Annotated in this window: 18 protein-coding genes; 16 read left to right on the top strand and 2 right to left on the bottom strand. The window is 50.2% G+C overall.

What is annotated here, in order from left to right; all coding sequences use genetic code 11:
- The first annotated feature begins 5 nt into the window (after positions 1-5).
- From torA to EJO50_RS15775, 8 genes are all read left to right on the top strand, one after another.
- The gene (gene torA, locus EJO50_RS15740) at positions 6-2,495 is read left to right on the top strand and encodes a trimethylamine-N-oxide reductase TorA (protein WP_125975742.1); all 2,490 of its coding nucleotides are present in this window, start codon (positions 6-8) and stop codon (positions 2,493-2,495) included.
- Positions 2,492-3,136, top strand: a complete 645-nt coding sequence (torD, locus tag EJO50_RS15745) for a molecular chaperone TorD (RefSeq protein WP_125975744.1) — start codon at positions 2,492-2,494, stop codon at positions 3,134-3,136. The genes torA and torD overlap by 4 nt, the downstream gene beginning before the upstream one ends.
- A gap of 248 nt (positions 3,137-3,384) precedes the next feature.
- Complete coding sequence (msrC, locus tag EJO50_RS15750; RefSeq protein WP_125975746.1) at positions 3,385-3,867, top strand: free L-methionine (R)-S-oxide reductase MsrC; 483 nt, start codon at positions 3,385-3,387, stop codon at positions 3,865-3,867.
- An 80-nt stretch (positions 3,868-3,947) separates the two neighbouring features.
- Complete coding sequence (locus tag EJO50_RS15755; RefSeq protein WP_125975748.1) at positions 3,948-5,942, top strand: UvrD-helicase domain-containing protein; 1,995 nt, start codon at positions 3,948-3,950, stop codon at positions 5,940-5,942.
- 474 nt (positions 5,943-6,416) lie between these two features.
- Positions 6,417-7,847, top strand: a complete 1,431-nt coding sequence (gene pyk / locus EJO50_RS15760) for a pyruvate kinase (protein ID WP_125975750.1) — start codon at positions 6,417-6,419, stop codon at positions 7,845-7,847.
- Between the two features lie 153 nt (positions 7,848-8,000).
- On the top strand, positions 8,001-8,498 hold the full coding sequence (gene coaD, locus EJO50_RS15765; protein WP_125975752.1) for a pantetheine-phosphate adenylyltransferase: 498 nt from the start codon (positions 8,001-8,003) through the stop codon (positions 8,496-8,498).
- A gap of 137 nt (positions 8,499-8,635) precedes the next feature.
- Positions 8,636-9,580, top strand: coding sequence for a class I SAM-dependent methyltransferase (locus EJO50_RS15770; protein WP_125975754.1), 945 nt, complete (start codon positions 8,636-8,638; stop codon positions 9,578-9,580).
- Between the two features lie 317 nt (positions 9,581-9,897).
- Positions 9,898-11,304, top strand: coding sequence for an exonuclease domain-containing protein (locus EJO50_RS15775; RefSeq protein WP_125975756.1), 1,407 nt, complete (start codon positions 9,898-9,900; stop codon positions 11,302-11,304).
- A gap of 90 nt (positions 11,305-11,394) precedes the next feature.
- Here EJO50_RS15775 and EJO50_RS15780 read toward each other — a convergent pair whose 3' ends face one another.
- Together EJO50_RS15780 and EJO50_RS15785 are read right to left on the bottom strand one after the other, a co-directional pair.
- The gene (locus tag EJO50_RS15780) at positions 11,395-12,105 is read right to left on the bottom strand and encodes an SAM-dependent methyltransferase (protein ID WP_125975758.1); all 711 of its coding nucleotides are present in this window, start codon (positions 12,103-12,105) and stop codon (positions 11,395-11,397) included.
- A complete protein-coding gene (locus EJO50_RS15785; protein ID WP_125975760.1) occupies positions 12,102-12,686 on the bottom strand; it encodes a Maf family protein in 585 nt (194 codons plus the stop codon). Before EJO50_RS15785 ends, EJO50_RS15780 begins: the two co-directional genes overlap by 4 nt.
- A gap of 57 nt (positions 12,687-12,743) precedes the next feature.
- Between EJO50_RS15785 and EJO50_RS15790 the strand changes: the two genes are divergently transcribed.
- The 8 genes from EJO50_RS15790 to fabF all read left to right on the top strand — a co-directional run bounded on the left by EJO50_RS15790 (position 12,744) and on the right by fabF (position 19,217).
- Positions 12,744-13,265, top strand: coding sequence for a YceD family protein (locus tag EJO50_RS15790; protein WP_099399085.1), 522 nt, complete (start codon positions 12,744-12,746; stop codon positions 13,263-13,265).
- 35 nt (positions 13,266-13,300) lie between these two features.
- On the top strand, positions 13,301-13,480 hold the full coding sequence (gene rpmF, locus EJO50_RS15795) for a 50S ribosomal protein L32 (protein ID WP_046351409.1): 180 nt from the start codon (positions 13,301-13,303) through the stop codon (positions 13,478-13,480).
- Positions 13,481-13,662: 182 nt separating this feature from the next.
- Positions 13,663-14,700 (top strand): phosphate acyltransferase PlsX, encoded by a 1,038-nt coding sequence (gene plsX, locus EJO50_RS15800; protein ID WP_125975762.1) that lies wholly within the window; start codon positions 13,663-13,665, stop codon positions 14,698-14,700.
- Positions 14,701-14,711: 11 nt separating this feature from the next.
- The gene (locus EJO50_RS15805; RefSeq protein WP_125975764.1) at positions 14,712-15,668 is read left to right on the top strand and encodes a beta-ketoacyl-ACP synthase III; all 957 of its coding nucleotides are present in this window, start codon (positions 14,712-14,714) and stop codon (positions 15,666-15,668) included.
- A gap of 103 nt (positions 15,669-15,771) precedes the next feature.
- The gene (fabD, locus tag EJO50_RS15810) at positions 15,772-16,698 is read left to right on the top strand and encodes an ACP S-malonyltransferase (protein WP_125975766.1); all 927 of its coding nucleotides are present in this window, start codon (positions 15,772-15,774) and stop codon (positions 16,696-16,698) included.
- 35 nt (positions 16,699-16,733) lie between these two features.
- Positions 16,734-17,477, top strand: a complete 744-nt coding sequence (gene fabG / locus EJO50_RS15815; protein WP_125975768.1) for a 3-oxoacyl-ACP reductase FabG — start codon at positions 16,734-16,736, stop codon at positions 17,475-17,477.
- 161 nt (positions 17,478-17,638) lie between these two features.
- Complete coding sequence (gene acpP / locus EJO50_RS15820) at positions 17,639-17,878, top strand: acyl carrier protein (protein ID WP_125975770.1); 240 nt, start codon at positions 17,639-17,641, stop codon at positions 17,876-17,878.
- Between the two features lie 97 nt (positions 17,879-17,975).
- On the top strand, positions 17,976-19,217 hold the full coding sequence (gene fabF, locus EJO50_RS15825) for a beta-ketoacyl-ACP synthase II (RefSeq protein ID WP_125975772.1): 1,242 nt from the start codon (positions 17,976-17,978) through the stop codon (positions 19,215-19,217).
- The last annotated feature ends 79 nt before the right edge of the window (positions 19,218-19,296 follow it).

Consider the following 19,296-nt stretch of genomic DNA (forward strand, 5'->3'; position numbering starts at 1 on the left):
AGCTCATGACTCAGAACTCACGCCGCGTATTTTTAAAGGGTTTGTCGCTGTCCACAGTGGCTGCTTTAGTTAGCCCTAGTTTATTATTCCCCCGCGAAAGCGAGGCCAAAACTGCCGCGCCTGCCGGCAGTGGTAGCGATTGGAAAATCACCGGTTCACACTGGGGGGCGATCCGTGCCCGTGTTGCCGGAGGTAAAGTGGTTGAAGTCAAAGCGTTTGAATTTGACAAATACCCCACTGAAATGATCCAAGGTATTATCGGCCTGATCTACAGCCCTTCGCGAATTCGCTACCCGATGGTTCGCCTAGACTGGCTTAAAAAACGCCATTTGAGCGACACCACGCAACGCGGTGACAATCGTTTTGTACGCGTTACTTGGGATCAGGCTTTGGATCTGTTTTACTCGGAACTTGAGCGTATTCAAACCAGCTACGGCCCCTGGGCGATGCACACGGGCTTGGTCGGCTGGCGCCAGACCGGGCAGTTTCATACCTGCGGTAATCACATGCTGCGTGCAATAAATATGCACGGACACACGATTTCGACTGCCGGGGACTACTCGACTGGTGCCGGGCAGGTGATTTTGCCTTACGTGCTGGGCTCAACCGAAGTGTATTCACAAGGCACTTCGTGGGAAATCATTCTTAAAGAAAGTAAAACGGTTATCTTTTGGGCTAGTGATCCGGTTAAAAACTTGCAAGTAGGCTGGAATTGCGAAACGCATGAATCTTTCGCCTACCTTGAGCAATTGAAAAACAAGATTGCCAAAAAAGAAATTCGTGTCATCAGCATTGACCCGGTCAGGAGCAAGACTCAAAATTATTTGGGCTGCGAAAAGCAATACGTCAATCCGTTAACTGACGTGGCTTTGATGATGGGGCTGGCTCACACACTGTATACCGAGAAACTGCATGATCAGAAATTTCTGGATTCGTATACCCTCGGTTTCGAAAAATTCTTGCCTTATTTATTGGGCCAAGGCAGCGATAAAACAGCAAAAACACCCGAATGGGCAGAGAAAATTTGCGGCGTAAAAGCACAGCAAATCCGTGAATTGGCTCGCCTGATGGCCAGTGGCCGCACGCAGCTGATATTTGGCTGGGCGGTGCAGCGTCAGCAGCATGGCGAGCAACCCTATTGGATGGGCGCGGTATTGGCGGCGATGTTGGGGCAAATTGGTTTGCCTGGTGGCGGGATTAGTTATGCCCATCACTATAGCTCGATTGGCGTACCGTCTTCGGGCGCTGCGATGCCGGGTTCTTTCCCGTTGAATTTGGATCCGGGTAAAAAACCGAAATACACCAATACCGATTACAAGGGCTATAGCCCGATGATTCCGTGCGCCCGAGCAATCGACGCCTTGCTTGAACCCGGTAAGGTGATTGATTACAACGGCCAAAAAGTAAAATTGCCACCCTATAAAATGGCGATTTATAGCGGTTGCAATCAATGGCATCGTCAGCAAGACCGTAATCGCATGAAAAAGGCTTTCCATCGTCTTGAAACCGTGGTGGCCGTCGACTTTACCTGGACCGCGACGTGCCGCTTTGCTGATATCGTCTTACCTGCGTGTACGCAGTTTGAGCGTAATGACATCGATGCTTATGGCTCATATAGCGGCCGTGGTGTAATTGCGATGCAAAAACTGGTTGATCCATTATTTAGTTCTAAAACGGATTTTGAAATTTTCCGGGGCCTGACGCAGCGTTTTGGCCGCGATAAAGAATACAGCCGCAATATGAATGAAATGCAATGGCTGGAATTTTTATACGAAAATTGTCGTAAAGAAAACGATAAAAAATTCCCAATGCCGCCATTTAAAGAATTCTGGGCCAAGGGATTTGTTTTATTTCCGGCCGGTAAACCATGGGTGCGTCATGCTGATTTCCGTGAAGACGCCGAGCTAAATGCCCTGGGAACCCCATCGGGCTTTATTGAAATCTTTAGCCGCAAAATCGCCAGTTATAATTACGCCGATTGCCCGGGGCACCCGGTGTGGATGGAAAAAAGCGAGCGCTCGCATGGTGGGCCGAATTCAAAACGCTTCCCCTTGTGGATGCAATCCGCTCACCCGGATAAGCGCTTGCATTCGCAAATGTGTGACTCGGAACCGATGCGTGCGACGTATGCCATTCAAGGTCGTGAGCCTTTGTTTATGAGTCCGGAAGACGCGCGTCAGCGTGGCATTAAGCACGGCGATTTGGTTCGGGTGTTTAATGATCGAGGTCAGGCCTTGGTCGGTGCGCATGTGTCCAGTGATTTCCCTAAAGGCGTGGTGCGTTTGCAAGAAGGGGCCTGGTATGGTCCGACAGGGCCAGAAATTGGAGCACTAGATACTTATGGCGATCCTAATACCATGACGCAAGATATTGGCTCATCACGCCTGGCGCAAGCCATTAGCGCCAACACCTGCGTGGTTGAAGTTGAAAAATACAAAGGTAAAGCCCCTGCAGTGACTGCGTTTGGTGGCCCCACCGAGGTGATGCCCGAATGAATGAATTAACTGCAATGCCAGAGTCAGAAGCTGCGCCAGGCGATCAGCGCGCCGCTTTATACGCCTGGTTTGCTACGCTGTATGCGCGCGAACTGACTGCAGAGCAGTTGCAAACATGGTTTGACGGCGGCGCTGATCCGCTATTTGATGGGCTGGCGCACGCTGGATTTTCTGCTGAAGTGGCTGATATGCAAGGGGCAATAGAGGCCTTGCGCAGCATGCCCGATGCGCAACTTGAATTGGCCGCCGATTACACCACGAGTTTTCTGTTAGACCTCAAAAGCTGTGCTTTACCTTATGCCTCTTGTTATTTGGGCGAGAGTCAAACTTTATTCGGGCCAGAAGAAAAAGCCATGCGTGACAAGCTAGAGCGCTATGGTTTGGGGCTGGATAGTAATTACCCTGAGGCGGCCGATCATTTGGCAATCCAGCTTGAGCTGTTGTCGTGGCTGGCAATGACGGGTAAGACGGATGATGAGCAAGACATGCTGGTCTCTTTATTGCGCTGGGTGCCTGCATTTAGCGAAAAATGCCAAGCGCTGAATACGCACGTTAAATTCTATTCTGCGCTTAGCCGGATGTTATGCCGTATTTTGCAAGCAGAAAGTGCGGTATTGGCTGAATCGGGGATGCAGGATTGATTCTTTTGCAACCATCATATTCGGTTGTAAGTTTCTCGTGGTTTAGCATCCGGTATCAAGTTGTTGTGTACCACTAAATAGTGATGCGTCATCCGGGGCTCTGGGCTTGTTGGAGAGGCTGCCCTTTGCTTTTTAAAAATTTTTGCCCAGAGCAAACAGACTTTAAAATCCGTGATGTGTGACTGCTTACGCTAGAAAGTAGCAGCTGTTTTTCGCCTCAAAAATAATCAGAATGGGTAGGAATAAAAATGGCAGAAAATTTACTGATTCAGGGCGATAGCAAGGAAGAGCGGTATCAAAATATGATTCCGCAAGTGCTGGCTTTAATTGAAGGCGAGAGTGATTTAATTGCCGCCATGGCCAATGCCTGCGCTGCTATGCATCACACCTTTGGCTGGCTTTGGACTGGCTTTTATATTGTGAAGCAGGATGAGCTGGTGCTTGGGCCATTTCAAGGGCCGATTGCCTGCGCCCGCATTCAAAAGGGGCGAGGCGTTTGCGGCAGTGCCTGGGCTCAGGCGCAAACGCTGGTGGTGCCGGATGTAGACACCTTTGCCGGGCATATCGCCTGCTCGTCACTTGCCCGCTCAGAAATTGTTTTACCGCTGATTAATCGCGATGGTGTGGTGCTGGCTGTATTGGATGTGGATTCGGCCGAGCTGGCGATGTTTGATGATGTTGATGCCAGGTATCTGGCGCAGGTTTGTGAGGCTTTGGTGAAGCTGTTTTAAGTCGGGAGTTTCACCCTCCGATCAGCGGCAGGCCTGCCCATGTTAAACTTCGGCCGCTGTTTCACTCCCTGGGTTTTTCTATGCTGCATCTCTTAAATACTCCCCAACGCGAAGCTGTCGTTTATCTGGGCGGGCCTTGCCTCGTTCTGGCGGGAGCGGGCTCGGGTAAGACGCGGGTGATTACGCAGAAGATTGCGTATTTAATTGAGAAGGCGGGCATGAATGCCAAAAATATCGCGGCGATTACCTTTACTAATAAGGCCGCGCGCGAGATGCAGGAGCGGGTGGGGGCGTTGCTGCCAAAAGAAATGCTCAAGGGGCTGACGGTTTCTACCTTTCACTCTCTGGGGTTAAAAATGCTGAGAGAAGAAGCCCGTCATCTGGGGTATAAGCCGCAGTTTTCTATTTTAGATTCGGCAGACGCCGCCAAAATTATCAGTGATCAGCTTGTTACCACTGATAAGCAGCTGATTCGTAGCAGCATGAGCCAGATTTCCATGCTGAAAAATGACAGAATTTCGCCGGAGAAAGCGCTAAATATGGCGCAATCAGAGGGTGAATTGCAGCTGGCGAGGTTGTACACCTCATATCAGGACACTCTGTTTGCCTATCAGTCGCTGGATTTTGATGATCTGATCCGCCTGCCGGTTGATTTGTTTGAAGCGCATCCCGAAGTGCTGGAAAAATGGCAAAACCGCCTGCGCTATCTGCTGGTTGATGAATATCAGGATACCAATACCACCCAGTATCAACTGGTGAAGCTTCTGGCAGGCGTAACGGGTTTATTCACTGCGGTGGGGGATGACGATCAGTCTATCTATGCCTGGCGTGGTGCGAATGTGGATAATTTGCGCCTTTTGCAGGAGGATTTTCCCAAGCTGCAAGTGATTAAGCTTGAGCAAAATTATCGCTCGATGGCGCGTATTTTGCGCTGTGCCAATGCGGTGATTGGCAATAATCCTAAGTTATTCGAGAAAAAACTCTGGTCTGATCTGGGAGTCGGTGATCCGATTCAGGTGATCGAAACTAAAAATGAAGAAGACGAAGCCACTATGGTTTCGATGCGTTTGCAGGCGCATCGTTTTGAAACTAATGGCAAGTATTCAGATTACGCAATTTTGTATCGCGGTAATCATCAGGCACGGATTATGGAACAGCAGCTGCGTGGCAGCCGTATTCCCTATGTGATTTCGGGTGGGCAATCGTTTTACGATAAAGCCGAGATCAAAGACGTGCTGGGCTACCTGCGGCTGATTGCCAACGAAGATGACGACCCGGCCTTTATCCGCGCGGTAACGACACCCAAGCGCGGCGTGGGTAATGTTACGCTGGAAAAGCTCGGCAGCTACGCCGCAACACGTAATGTGTCTTTTTTTGCGGCGGTATTCGAGGAGGGCTTTATCCATCAGGTGCAAGCCACCCAATACGAGCCCTTGCGCCAGTTCTGCGATTTTATTAATCGCATGCAGGATCGGGCGGATAAGGAGCCGGCCGGGCCTTTATTGAATGAATTACTGCTGGCGATTGATTTTGAAACATGGCTGTATGAAAACGACGAGCCGCGCCCCGCCGAGGCCAGATGGAAAAACGTACTTGATTTAGTCGCCTGGATTACTAAAAAGGGCGAGGAAGATGGTAAGAGCCTGATTGATATTGTACAAACTATTGCGCTGATCACCATGCTGGAAGGGCGTGATGAAGATGAAGTGGATGCGGTTAAGCTATCTACTTTGCATGCATCCAAAGGGCTGGAATACCCGCATGTGTTTTTGATTGGCTGCGAAGAAAACATTCTGCCGCATCAGAACTCGATTGAAAGCAATATGGTGGAAGAAGAGCGCCGCCTGATGTATGTAGGTATTACCCGCGCCCAGCGTACCTTAACCATTAGCTATTGTGGCAAGCGCCGCCGTGCCGGCGAGTGGCAGATCACCGAGCCCAGCCGCTTTTTGAAAGAGCTGCCACCGGACGATATCCGTATCAGCGGCCGTCTGGCAGGCGATAAATCCCAGCCTGCTATTGGTAAAAAAGAAGGTAAGGCTCTGCTGGCCAATTTACTGGCGCGGATTGGTTAGCTGAGATTTCAGGCATTACCTGTTTTTGATAAGTAAAGATGGCTCGCCGCTTTGTGCAAGGGTGGATTTACCCGGTGCTTTGGGGCGTATTACTTCAATTGACTACACACTTACTGATTTACATCTAAGAATTTTTATGCGGAAGGCGTATTCTGTTTGCCACATGCTGTATGGTGATCTATGCATGTGATTTGCATGGCAGGGTGATTCTGCCCCAAGTCTTGAATGTTGATCATTTGAGCAAGAGAACAATATTTGTAGCGATAAAATATCTTCAGTTCTGGCACAAAACCGGTGATTTTGAAATGCCTTCACGTGCAAGGGATAATCACAATAGGTCAGGATGAAAATGTATGCTTGCGCATAGTAAGCATTTTGTAGGTATTATCGTGAACAATATCAAGAAATCAGAAAGAATATTACTTAAAGATATTTTTGATTTAAAGATTCCACTTTATTCAGGAGCAAGACCTAATGATCAGAGGCACAAAAATTGTTGCAACCCTCGGCCCCGCTTCCAACGACCCTAAGGTCCTGGAACAACTAATCGTTGCCGGGGTCAATATGGTTAGACTGAACTTCTCCCATGGTACCGCGCAAGACCATATAGACCGCGCTAATTTAGTGCGCTCTATCGCAGAGCGCCTCGGGCAGCCTGTTGCGGTTCTGGCTGATTTGCAAGGCCCCAAGATTCGTGTTGGCAAGTTTGAAAACGACAAAATTGAGCTGGTAAAAGGCACTGAATTTATTTTGGATGCAGCATGCGAGCTGGGTAATCAGGATTATGTTGGTCTTGATTACAAAGAATTGCCAAACGATGTGGTACCAAGCGATATTTTATTGCTGGATGACGGTAAAATTAAGCTGGAAGTAATCTCGGTAACGGGTGTTAAAGTATTAACCAAAGTTCTGGTGGGCGGTACCTTATCCAATAATAAGGGTATCAATCGTCAGGGTGGCGGCTTAACAGCGCCTGCGCTGACCGAAAAAGACATGGCAGACATTAAAACTGCTGCTGCATTGCAGGCTGATTATGTGGCTGTGTCTTTCCCCAAGAGTGGCAGCGATATGCATCTGGCGCGCACTTTATTGCTTGCCGAAGGTAGCCATGCTGGCCTGATCGCCAAGATCGAGCGTACCGAAGCGATCGCCAATCTGGCAGAAATCCTTGAAGCGTCCGACGGTATTATGGTGGCGCGTGGTGATCTGGCCGTTGAAGTGGGCGATGCGGCTGTACCTGCTTTACAAAAGCGCATGATTAAAATGGCACGTCAGATGCGTAAATTGTCAATTACGGCAACGCAAATGATGGAATCCATGATCAGCAGCCCGGTGCCTACCCGTGCGGAAGTTTCTGATGTGGCCAATGCGGTGCTCGATGGCACGGATGCGGTGATGCTGTCGGCTGAATCTGCTGCGGGTAAGTACCCGGTAGAATCGGTTGAAGCGATGCTGCGTGTTTGTCAGGAAGTAGAAAAGCACGCCGATATGCAAAGCGATAATGATTTCATTAGCGATGCAGTTGTTGAGCGCATTGATCAGGCGATTTCGATGGCGGCTGTTTATGCTGCAGGCCATTTGCCGATGAAGGCAATTGTGGCGCTGACTGATTCAGGTACTTCGGTACTGTGGCTGTCCCGCTATATCAGTGCGGTGCCTATTATGGCGGTTACACAAAACGTATCTACTTATCGTAAGCTTGCGTTGTATCGTCATGTTCAGCCTACCTTAATGCCTGAGTCCGTAGGCAGCGGGCGTGATGATCAGATTGCCCATGTAAAAATGGCTCTGGTGCGTGACGAGCGGGTTGTTCCAGGTGATTGCTTTGCGATGACTTGGGGTTCACAAGCGGGTTCGGGTGCGAACACGCTGCAAATTATCAAAACTGATGCTCCGCGGGTTTAATCGGGTTTGTTAAGGCGCGATGTGCTGATGTAAGTTAAAACGGCGTGATACTCTGGCTAGCTTTGGGCTAGTCAGGGCGCGCCGTTTTCTTGTCCCTGATGCGGGGGTGCCGGTGATGTTTGGCATAATCTCTTTAAATAGGAAGTGATACCCATGCGTAGAGGGGTATATGCAGGCAGTTTTGATCCGGTCACCAATGGCCATCTATGGATGATTGAGCATGGCGTGGGCATGTTTGATGAAATGATTGTTGCGATTGGTGATAATCCGGACAAAACATATACCTTTAGTCTGGCAGAGCGCTTAGCCATGCTAAGAGAAACCACGGCGCATCTGCCTTCTTTGCGTGTAGAGTCTTTTGAAAACTCATTTCTGGTGAATTATGCCCGCGAGCAAGGGGCTAATTTTATTTTGCGCGGAATTCGTGAAGCGGCCGATTATGAGTTCGAGCGCAAAATGCGCTATATCAATGCTGATCTGGCCCCACATATTGACACGGTATTTTTAATGCCCCCGCGTGAAATTGCTGAAGTGAGCTCTACCATGGTGAAAGGTCTTGTCGGGCCTGCCGGCTGGCAAGGCGTGGTGCAGCAATATGTGCCCGAGCCGGTATTTAATCGCTTTCTTGTGCTCAAAGGGGATCAGGCTTAGTTCGGGCTTGATACAGGTATGGGCTGTTGTTTTAAAGATGGAATGGCTTAAATCCTGAAGCGAAGGCCGATTAGATCAGGCCGGTTTTTGCTCTGCCTGTTACACTTCTGTTTTTATGTGCTCAAGATTTTATAAAAATGGCTGATATCGCTAGCTTTCGTAACCGCTTTGCCAAAAACGTTAAGCATTGGGGTAAATGGGCCCGCCGGCAGGGCATTACTTGCTACCGTGTATACGATAGAGATGTGCCTGAATTCCCTGTTATCGTTGATTTCTACGAAGGTCGTGTGCACTTGCAGGAAGTGGCAACGGGCTGGATGGAAAGCGATGAAGACCACGCAGACTGGCTGGAAGCGATTCGTAATGCCTGTGCCGAGGTGCTGGATATTGATGAATCTGCCGTGGTGCTGAAATTACGCCAGCGGCAAAAAGGCCTGCAGCAGTATGAAAAGCTGGAAGGGGAGCTGTCTGAAGACTTTGTGGTGCAGGAAGGCGGCAATCAATTCTGGGTAAATTTAGGTGCTTACCTGGATACCGGCCTGTTTCTGGATCACCGCAATACCCGCAAACGCGTGATGGAAGAAGCCAAAGGCAAACGCTTCTTAAATCTGTTCAGCTATACCGGCTCTTTTAGCGTTTACGCTGCAGCCGGTGGTGCCACACATACCACTACCGTGGATATGTCGAATACTTATCTGGAATGGGCCGAGCGCAATTTCGCTTTAAATGGCATGGATCCTTCCCGCCACCAGCGCGTGCGTGCCGATGTATTCGAGTTTTTATCCGAAGCCTTAAGCGAAAGCACCCGTTACGATCTGATCGTGATGGATCCGCCATCGTTTTCTAATTCCAAAAAAATGAACGGTATTCTGGATATCCAGCGTGATCATTCCTGGCTGTTAGAAAGCGTACTGGCCCTGTTAAAGCCGGGCGGCGTATTGTATTTCTCGAATAATCTGCGCACCTTTACCCTGGATGACTGGCTTAAGCCCCAGTGCACCGACATCTCTGGGCAATCCGTACCGGAAGACTTTCGCAACCGCAAAATTCATCAGTGTTTCAGGTTTGTAAAAGGACTCTGAAAACCCAAGTCTTAAAACACGGAGATACGGAGGACCCGAAGAAAAACAACAGCTTGTTATGTCATCACAATTTGAATTTCTCAGAAATAATATCAAAATCGTCATTCCCAAGTATTTTAATCGGGAATCTAGTGATACTGCTGGACCCCTGGCTCTCGGGGGGTACAGTTTTGAAAATTCAGTTTGTTATATGCTGCGGTATATTCTGATTTGGGGTTTCTCCGTGAAACTCCGTGTTCTCAGTGCCCTCCGTGGTTCAAGGTTTAGGTTTGTTGTATTTTTTTGCTAAGTGCCCGCTTGTTTGGATTGCCCCGTCAATGAATAACCTCTATTTTTCCTTCCCTTTGGTTCTGGTCGATCTGGAAACCACCGGTGCGAACCCGAACTCGGATCGTATTACCGAAGTGGGTATTGTGCAGATCGACGAGCAGGGCTGCCGCAGCTGGTCGCAGCTGGTAAACCCTGGCAAGGAGATTCCCGAGTTTATTCAGGAGCTGACCGGCATCAGTAATGAAATGGTGGCCGATGCACCGCCTTTTGCTGAGGTGGCGGAACAGGTACTGGAGCTATTGCAGGGGCGGGTGTTTGTGGCGCATAACGCACGTTTTGATTACGGCTTTTTAAAGCAGGAATTCAAACGCCTAGACATGCGTTTACAGGCGCAGGTGCTGTGCACCGTAAAGCTGTCACGCAAGCTATATCCGGCCGAGCATAAACACAGCCTCGATGCCTTGATTGCCCGGTACGGGCTGACTTTTACCGGTGGCCGCCACCGCGCATTAACCGATGCCGAGCTTTTGCAGCAGTTTCTGGATGTGGCGCTCAAAGACCATGGGTCGGAGGCACTGCATCAGGCGATTGCCGGATTATTACGCCAGCCTGCCCTGCCACCTGCGCTGGACCCTGCCCAGATTGATGAATTGCCAGAGTCGTCCGGTGTTTATATCTTTTATGGCGCGGATGATGTGGCGCTTTATATTGGCAAAAATCACAATATCAGAAAGCGCGTGCTGGCCCACTTTAGCGATGCCAATCCTAAAGAAGTACAGCTGGCTAAGCGCACCCAAAGGCTGGCCTGGCATGAAACCTCGGGTGAATTAGGCGCAGTGCTGCTGGAGACCAGCCTGGTTTCACAGCTGGAGCCAAGCTACAACCCGCCACAGCGCCGGATTAAAGAATTGGGTGCATGGCGTTTAGTATCCAAAGACGATGTGCTGCAGCCCTATTGGATGCCGTGGGCAGAGGCGGGGGCTGAGCCTGTGTTTGGCCCGTTTCGCTCGCGCCGCGAAGCTGCCAATGTGTTAAATAAAATGATTGATGGTCATGGCCTGTGTCGGCAGATTCTGGGTCTGGAGCCCAAGCCCAAATCGATAGCTCCCTGTTCGGCATTTCTGGAAGGGCGTTGCAGGGGGGGCTGTGTAGGGCGGGATATCACGCATAATGCCCGCTTTTCTGCTGCCATAGAGCGTTATCGTTTCCCACTGTGGCCCTATCAGGGTGCAGTGGCACTCGCCGAAGGCCCGGAATGGGCGCCTGTGCTGCAGGTGTTTGATCAGTGGTGCTATCTGGGTGCGCTCAATCATATCGACGAGCTGCCAGCTCTATTGGCCAAGCCCCGTAAATTTGAACTCGATGTATTTAAGCTGATCCAGAAAGAATTCAAAAAACAGGGGCATAAATTGCAGAAGCTGGCTACTGGGGTAGAAAGTCAAAAAGATCTGTAAACACAAAGCAAAATGAGAACACAGAGCACACAGAGAAAAACGAAAGATTAGGTTTTCTCTGTGTGCTCTGTGTCTGCAGATCTTGGGTTTTTAAGCTGCGTAAATCACAAACACTGTTGGGCGTTTGTGCAGATCTGGCTTAGGGCCGCTTTTCCAGTCGGCAACGGTTTTGCTCAGCATCAATTCATTTGGCGTGGTTAAGTCACAAGCTACGGTGAGCTGGGTGCTGCCTTTTAAACCGACGAGCAGCGCATCAAATAATGCGCCGTTGCGGTAAGGCGTTTCAATCATCAGTTCGGCTTGTTTATTGCGGAACGAATCATTTTCCAGCTGGCGAATCGCTTCTAAGCGAGCAGGGTCTTGCGAGGGAATATAGCCGTTAAACCGGAACTTTTGCCCATTGGCTCCCGCGCCCATCAGGGCAAGTAAAATTGACGATGGTCCTACCAGTGGCGCTACTTTTATGCCTTTACGATGCGCCAAGCGGATCAGGTTGGCGCCTGGGTCGGCGACACCTGGGCAGCCCGCTTCGCTCATCAGGCCGACATCATGACCATCTAGCAGCGGTTTTAAGAGGGCGCTGAGCGCGTCTTCCTTGGTGTGCTCGTTCAGCTCTTCCATCCATAGGCTGCGCAGTTCGTGCGGTGTGCCAAATTCTTTCAGGAAGGCGCGCGCGGTTTTGGGTGCTTCAACAATAAAGTGCGTTAAGCGTTGTGCCGTGGCGAGTACGTCAGCCGGAATAACGCTGGCCAGTGTGTCTGTACCCAGCGGAACAGGAATCAAATACAGGGTGCCGCTCATAGCAGTGGAAATCCTTCATTTTTTAACATGGTAATTAATTCAATCAGCGGCAGGCCAATGATCGCGGCAGGATCTTTGCCTTCGATGGCGGCAATCATCACGATGCCCAGGCCTTCGGTTTTTGCACTGCCAGCGCAGTTATAGGGCTTTTCGCGCAGCAGGTAGGATTCGATCTCGGCATCGGTGTAATCACGCATCGTCACACGGGTAATATCTACACAATGCTGCTCCTGGCCGGTGCCCGTGTTGTAAAGGCACAGGGCCGTATGAAAAGCTAAGGTATGGCCGCGCATTTTACTTAACTGATGAACGGCGCGCTCATGATTGCCGGGCTTTCCCAGCTGCTCGCCGTTTAAAAGGGCCACCTGATCCGAACCAATAATCAGGCTGTCTGGGTATTGATTGGCCAGTACACGGGCTTTGGCGATGGCAAGGCGCAGGCTGGTGTCGCCTGCTGTTTCGCCAGCCAGGGGGCTTTCATCCAGATCTGGCGCAGCAGTTTCAAAAGAAATACCAAGCCGCTCCAGTAATTCTTTGCGATAGGGCGAGGTAGATGCGAGGACTAAACGAGGTAAGTGCATGGATTTGTTAGACTCTTACGTAAATGATTTTGACAGGGCTGGGCAAGGGATTGTATCATGCGCGGTTTCTTGTATTCGTTCTGGTTCCTTATGACTGTTATTCACAGCGGTCAATTCGCGCTTGAAGGCGAAAAGATTGAAGGATTGACGCCGCTGTCCGAGTTAGGCCGATTGCATGATTTGCTTGCCAGTACTGAAGGCAGCATGGTCTGGAAGTTGTCTGGCGGCATTGATAAGTTAGAGCGGCCGTGGTTATTTGTTGATGTGGAAGGCGAAGTTCAACTCGTTTGCCAGCGTTGCCTAAAGCCCATGCCCTTTTTTGTTAATGTGGGTAGCACTCTCGTACAGTTTCCGGATGAAGCCCATCTTGATGAGGCAGAAAACGCTGACGAAGATCTTGAAGGTATCGTTATCGATCCCGAGCTTGACGTTATGGCGTTGATAGAAGATGAAATTCTGCTTGCCTTGCCCTTCGCGTCCCGGCACGAAGACTGTGGTGCAGATCGCATTGTTTTAAAAGATTCAAAACCGAATCCGTTTGCTGTCCTGGCTCAGTTGAAAACCAGGGAAGCGGAATAAACTGTTAATTAAACTGGTTTTCAAGGAGTTACATCATGGCTGTTCAACAGAATAAAAAGTCCCCGTCCAAGCGTGGCATGCGTCGTGCACACGACTTTCTGACCGCTCCGGCGCTGGCAGTTGAAGCTACGACAGGTGAAGCACATTTGCGTCACCACATCTCCCCAAATGGCTTTTACCGCGGTCGCCGCGTTATCAAAGCTAAGGGCGAGTAATTCCCTTTATAACCTCAGGGTTGTAATATGCGGCGCAAGCGGGTGACCCTTGCGCCGTTCGCCGTTCTGGATTCCCCAGTCTGTGCCTTTTTTGGAGTTGCGATTGAGGTGCTTTTCATAGTTAATGCGTGATGTGCTTATGAATTGTGCTCTCCTTCTCCTTACAGGACTTGTAGCCCCCGATGGATATCACCGTTGCCGTTGATGCGATGGGCGGCGATCATGGCTCGCACGTTACTGTGCCTGCCGTACTTCGCTTCCTAAAAGAATTTCCCCAGGTTAATGTCGTGCTGGTTGGTTTGCCCGATGTGCTTGCGGTTGAGTTGAAAGCTTGCCATGCCGAGGTCGGTCCCCGCTTGCGTGTTCATGCCGCCAGTGAAGTGGTGACAATGGATGAGTCGCCCCAGTCGGCGATGAAAAATAAAAAAGATTCTTCGATGCGTGTGGCGATCAATTTGGTTAAATCCGGCGAAGCCAATGCCTGCGTTTCAGCCGGCAATACCGGTGCGCTGATGGCAACTGCCCGCTTTGTACTTAAAACAATTCCGGGTATTGATCGGCCTGCTATCGCGAAAATGATGCCTTCCAGCCGCAATGAGACTTGTGTGCTGGATTTAGGCGCTAATGCAGTGTGTACGCCGCATAATATTTTGCAGTTTGCGATTATGGGGTCTTCTCTTGTGGCGGCTACCCGCCATATCGAGAACCCGACTGTTGGTTTGCTCAATATTGGTTCTGAAGATCAAAAAGGAAATGAGACGGTTAAAGAGGCTTCGGAATTACTGAAAGCATCCCGGCTTAATTTTCAGGGTAATGTTGAGGGAAATGACATCTACCGGGGCTCGGTCGATGTGGTGACCTGCGATGGTTTTACCGGTAATGTGGCTTTGAAAGCCTCAGAAGGCTTGGCAAAAATGCTGGCTGACTTTTTAAAACAAGAGTTTACCCGTAGCTGGTGGGCGCGCATCATTGCCCTTCTGGCATGGCCGGTATTGGCTCGTTTTAAGGCCAGAGTTGATCCGCGCCGTTATAACGGTGCGTCCTTGCTGGGCTTAAAAGGTATCGTGGTGAAAAGCCATGGTAGTGCAGATAAAGTAGCTTTTTATTGGGCTTTGCGGCAGGCGATGGATGAGGCGCGCTCGGGCGTGATTCAGCGCATCACTGAACAGGTTCAAGATCAGCTCGCAGAATTGGCAGCTCAAGAGACTGCCGTCGAATAAGGGGTTTTTTTATGTACGCTCGCATTGTTGGCACAGGTTCATATTTACCGTCTCGTATTCTTTCTAATCAGGAAATTGCCGAGCGAGTTGAAACCAGTGATGAATGGATTGTTTCGCGCACGGGGATCCGTGAGCGTCATATTGCAGCCGAAGGCGAGCTGGTATCTGATTTGGCGCTCAAAGCCGTTGAGGCGGCCATTGCCGCTGCGGGTGTGAGCAAAGAAGAAATTGATTTGCTGATTGTGGCCACAACAACGGGTGATCAGATTTTCCCGTCCACAGCTTGTATCGTGCAGGATAAATTAGGCCTGCATGGCTTTCCTGCTTTTGATGTGCAGGCGGTGTGCGCGGGGTTTATTTACGCGCTGAGCACGGCAGAAAAATTTGTTAAAACCGGCGCTTCCAAGTGTGCGGTGGTGGTTGGTGCTGAAACGGTTTCCCACTTGATTAACTGGGATGATCGCGGCACTTGCATTTTGTTTGGTGATGGCGCGGGCGCAGTGGTGCTGAAGCCTTCAACCGAAACCGGTATTCTGGCAACTAATTTACGCTCGGATGGCCGTTACCGTCATATTCTGAAAGCGGATGCAAAGGTGAAATACGGTAGTCTGACAGGCAGCCCGTGGCTGTATATGGAAGGCAATGCCGTATTTAAGTTTGCCGTCAGGGCGCTCGCTGATGTGGCCGCAGAAACCATTGCTGCTGCCGGTCTTGTTCAATCCGAAATTGACTGGCTGGTTCCGCATCAGGCCAATATTCGTATTATTGAATCCACCGCAAAGCATCTTGGTTTAAGTATGGATAAAGTGGTGGTGACGGTTGCCGAGCATGGCAACACTTCTGCTGCATCTATCCCATTGGCGCTGGATGTTGCAATGCGTGATGGCCGGATCAAGCCGGGCCAGAAAGTATTAATGGAAGGGATTGGTGGCGGTTTTGCCTGGGGCGCGGTGATCGCTCAGTTTTAATTATCAACGGCGCAGCAATGCGCCGTTTGAGTATCCGGCATTAAAATAACTGTTTGAATTTTTGCTGAAGATATAGGTTTCAGCAGTGTGGGAGAAGAAGAAAATGGCGTTAGCATTTGTATTTCCGGGCCAAGGCTCTCAATCGATCGGCATGATGAATGGCTGGGCAGATTTGGCCGTAGTGAAGGCGACGTTTGATGAAGCTTCGGCAATCTTGGGGCAGGATTTATGGCAGATGGTAGCTGATGGCCCCAGCGAGTTGTTAAATGCGACCGTCAACACCCAGCCCCTGATGCTGACTGCGGGTGTGGCTGTATGGCGGGCCTGGCAGGCACAAGGTGGCGCGCAGCCAGAGGTATTGGCAGGGCATAGCCTGGGTGAATACACCGCTCTTGTGGCTGCAGAGGCTTTATCTTTTGGTGATGCGCTGCAGTTAGTGCGCTTACGTGCAATTGCCATGCAAGACGCCGTGCCTACTGGTACGGGTGCAATGGCAGCTATTCTCGGCCTTGCAGATGATCAGATCATGGCTGCTTGCGAAGAAGCCGCACAGGGTGAGGTGGTTGCCGCCGTTAATTTTAATTCACCAGGCCAGGTAGTGATTGCTGGCAGTAAGGGCGCTGTTGAACGCGCTTGCGAGGCTTGCAAGGCCCGTGGCGCTAAGCGGGCGATGTTATTACCAGTGTCTGTGCCGTCACATTGCGCTTTAATGCGCCCTGCGGCAGAAAAATTGCAACAAAAATTAGATACAATCGTCATCAGTGCACCTGTGATTCCTGTCTTGCATAATGCCGATGTGGCCGCATATAGCGATGCAGCGCAAATTAAAGATGCATTGGTCCGCCAGCTTTACGAGCCAGTACGCTGGGTAGAAACAATTAGCAAGATGGCTACTGATGGAATTACCGTGATTGCTGAATGCGGGCCGGGTAAAGTATTGGCAGGCCTGAATAAGCGAATTGCAACAGAGGCACAGCAAGTGGCTCTGGTTGATACTGCTGCTCTGCAAACATTACAAGCGATGCTGTAAGCCGCGAGTAGAATGAACAATCTGGAGATTTTGGCATGAGTTTTGAAGGTAAAGTAGCACTGGTAACCGGTGCATCCCGAGGCATTGGCCAGTCTATTGCACTAGAGCTGGCTCGTGCAGGAGCACTGGTGATTGGTACTGCAACCTCGGACGCGGGTGCAGAAGCCATCACGGCTTACTTAAAAGAAGCAGGTAATGCGGGCTGTGGATTGCGTCTGCAGGTGACTGAAGAGGGGGCTTGTGATGCAATCATCGATTCGATTACCCAGCAATTTGGCCCGGTAACCATTCTTGTGAATAATGCAGGTATTACCCGTGATAATCTCCTGATGCGTATGAAAGATGATGAATGGGATGAGGTGATGGCCACTAATCTGCGTCCGGTGTATAAGCTATCAAAGGCCGTAATGCGTGGCATGATGAAGGCGCGTTGGGGCCGCATTATCAATATTGCATCGGTTGTTGGCGCTACGGGTAACCCTGGCCAGGCTAATTATTGCTCGGCGAAAGCGGCTTTATTTGGCTTTACCAAATCATTGGCGCGTGAAATTGGTTCCCGCGGTGTTACTGTGAACGCGGTTGCACCCGGTTTTATTGATACGGATATGACAAAGTCGCTGCCTGAAGAACAAAAGGTTAAACTTGTCGAACAAATTGCCTTGGGGCGCTTGGGTAATCCGCAGGATATTGCAGATGCGGTGAGTTTTTTGGCGTCAGAGAAAGCTGCTTACATTACGGGTAACACCCTGCATGTGAACGGCGGAATGTATATGAATTAACGTAGTCTCCACGCTGTATGCAGATTTATTTTGCAGCTCAGCGTGGTTTTTTGGTTGTGCATTTGACCGAAGTCACTCGACAAAGGTTTGCTGTGGCTGTTTTTTTGGTAGAATGCTGACGTTTTTTTTAGTAATTAAGACAAGGCTTGGGACATAAATTCATGGAAAACATCGAACAGCGTGTTAAGAAGATCGTTGCCGAGCAACTTGGCGTGCCGGAAACAGACGTTAAGATTGACTCATCGTTTGTAAATGACCTCGGTGCCGATTCTCTCGATACCGTTGAACTCGTCATGGCACTGGAAGAAGAATTCGAGTGCGAAATTCCTGACGAAGAAGCCGAAAAGATTACTACCGTTCAGCAAGCCATTGACTTCGTCAATGCTAACCTGAGCAAGTAATTAGTTTTTCTCGAGGCCTCTGCGATGAGCGTGCAAGCGTTGATTGTGGAGGTCTTGTTCCATCTGGCCTATATGGCCATCTCACGGAGACTGCCCCGTGTCTAAACGCAGAGTAGTTGTCACTGGCCTGGGACATGTCTCACCGGTCGGCAATGATGTGGCTTCCGGCTGGGCAAATTTGCTTGCTGGCCAGTCTGGCATCGCCCAAATTACCCGTTTCGACGCCAGTGACCTGGCTTGCACCATTGCTGGTGAAGTCAAAGGTTTTGATATTACCGAGTACATCTCGGCAAAAGACGCACGCCGCATGGATGTGTTTATCCATTACGGTATCGCCGCAGCTTTGCAGGCCATTAAAGACGCTGGCCTTGATGATGTTGCTGATCTGGACAAGACGCGCGTTGGTGTGAATATTGGTTCCGGTATCGGTGGCCTTTGGTCTATCGAGCAGACCAGCGCGGCTATGCTTGAAAGCGGTCCGCGCAAAATTGGCCCGTTCTTTATTCCAGGTTGCCTGATTAATCTGGTTGCAGGTCATGTCACTATTTTAAAAGGCTACCAAGGGCCAAGTTATGGCATCGTTTCTGCATGTACCACTGGTGCGCATAGCATTGGTGATGCTGCCCGTATTATCCAATACGGCGATGCAGATGTGATGGTGGCTGGCGGTGCTGAAGGCGCGATTTCCCGTCTTGGCATGGGTGGCTTTGCCGCAATGAAAGCGCTTTCTACCCGCAACGATGATCCGGCCACGGCATCCCGCCCCTGGGATACGGGGCGGGATGGTTTTGTGATGGGTGAAGGCGCGGGTGTGCTGGTACTGGAAGAGTACGAGCATGCTAAAAAACGCGGTGCAACCATTTATGCCGAGCTGATCGGTTTTGGTATGAGCTCGGATGCTTATCATATCACTTCACCAACGGCAGAAGGCCCGGCACGAGGTGTAACGAATGCCTTGCGCGATGCGGGCATTAATCCTGATGAAGTTGATTATGTAAATGCCCATGGCACATCGACTCCGTTGGGGGATGCAAATGAAACCAACGCGCTGAAAATTGCCTTTGGTGACCATGCCAAGAAGCTGGTAGTAAATTCTACAAAATCCATGACGGGCCATTTATTGGGCGGCGCGGGTGGTGTGGAAGCCATTTACTCCATTTTGGCTCTGCATAATCAGGTGTCCCCACCTACCATCAATATCTTCGAGCAGGATATTGCGGGTGGTTGTGACCTGGACTATGTGGCAAATACTGCAAGAGACATGAAGATTGACGTTGCAATCTCTAACTCCTTCGGTTTTGGCGGCACCAACGGCACGCTGGTTTTCCGTAAAGTTTAAGCACGGAAACACGTAAGAAAAAAGGCTGCTTCGGCAGCCTTTTTTGCGTCTGTAAATTGCAGCATATATTAAGTAGTGT

The sequence above is a fragment of the Iodobacter ciconiae genome (genome assembly GCF_003952345.1).
GTDB lineage: Bacteria > Pseudomonadota > Gammaproteobacteria > Burkholderiales > Chitinibacteraceae > Iodobacter > Iodobacter ciconiae.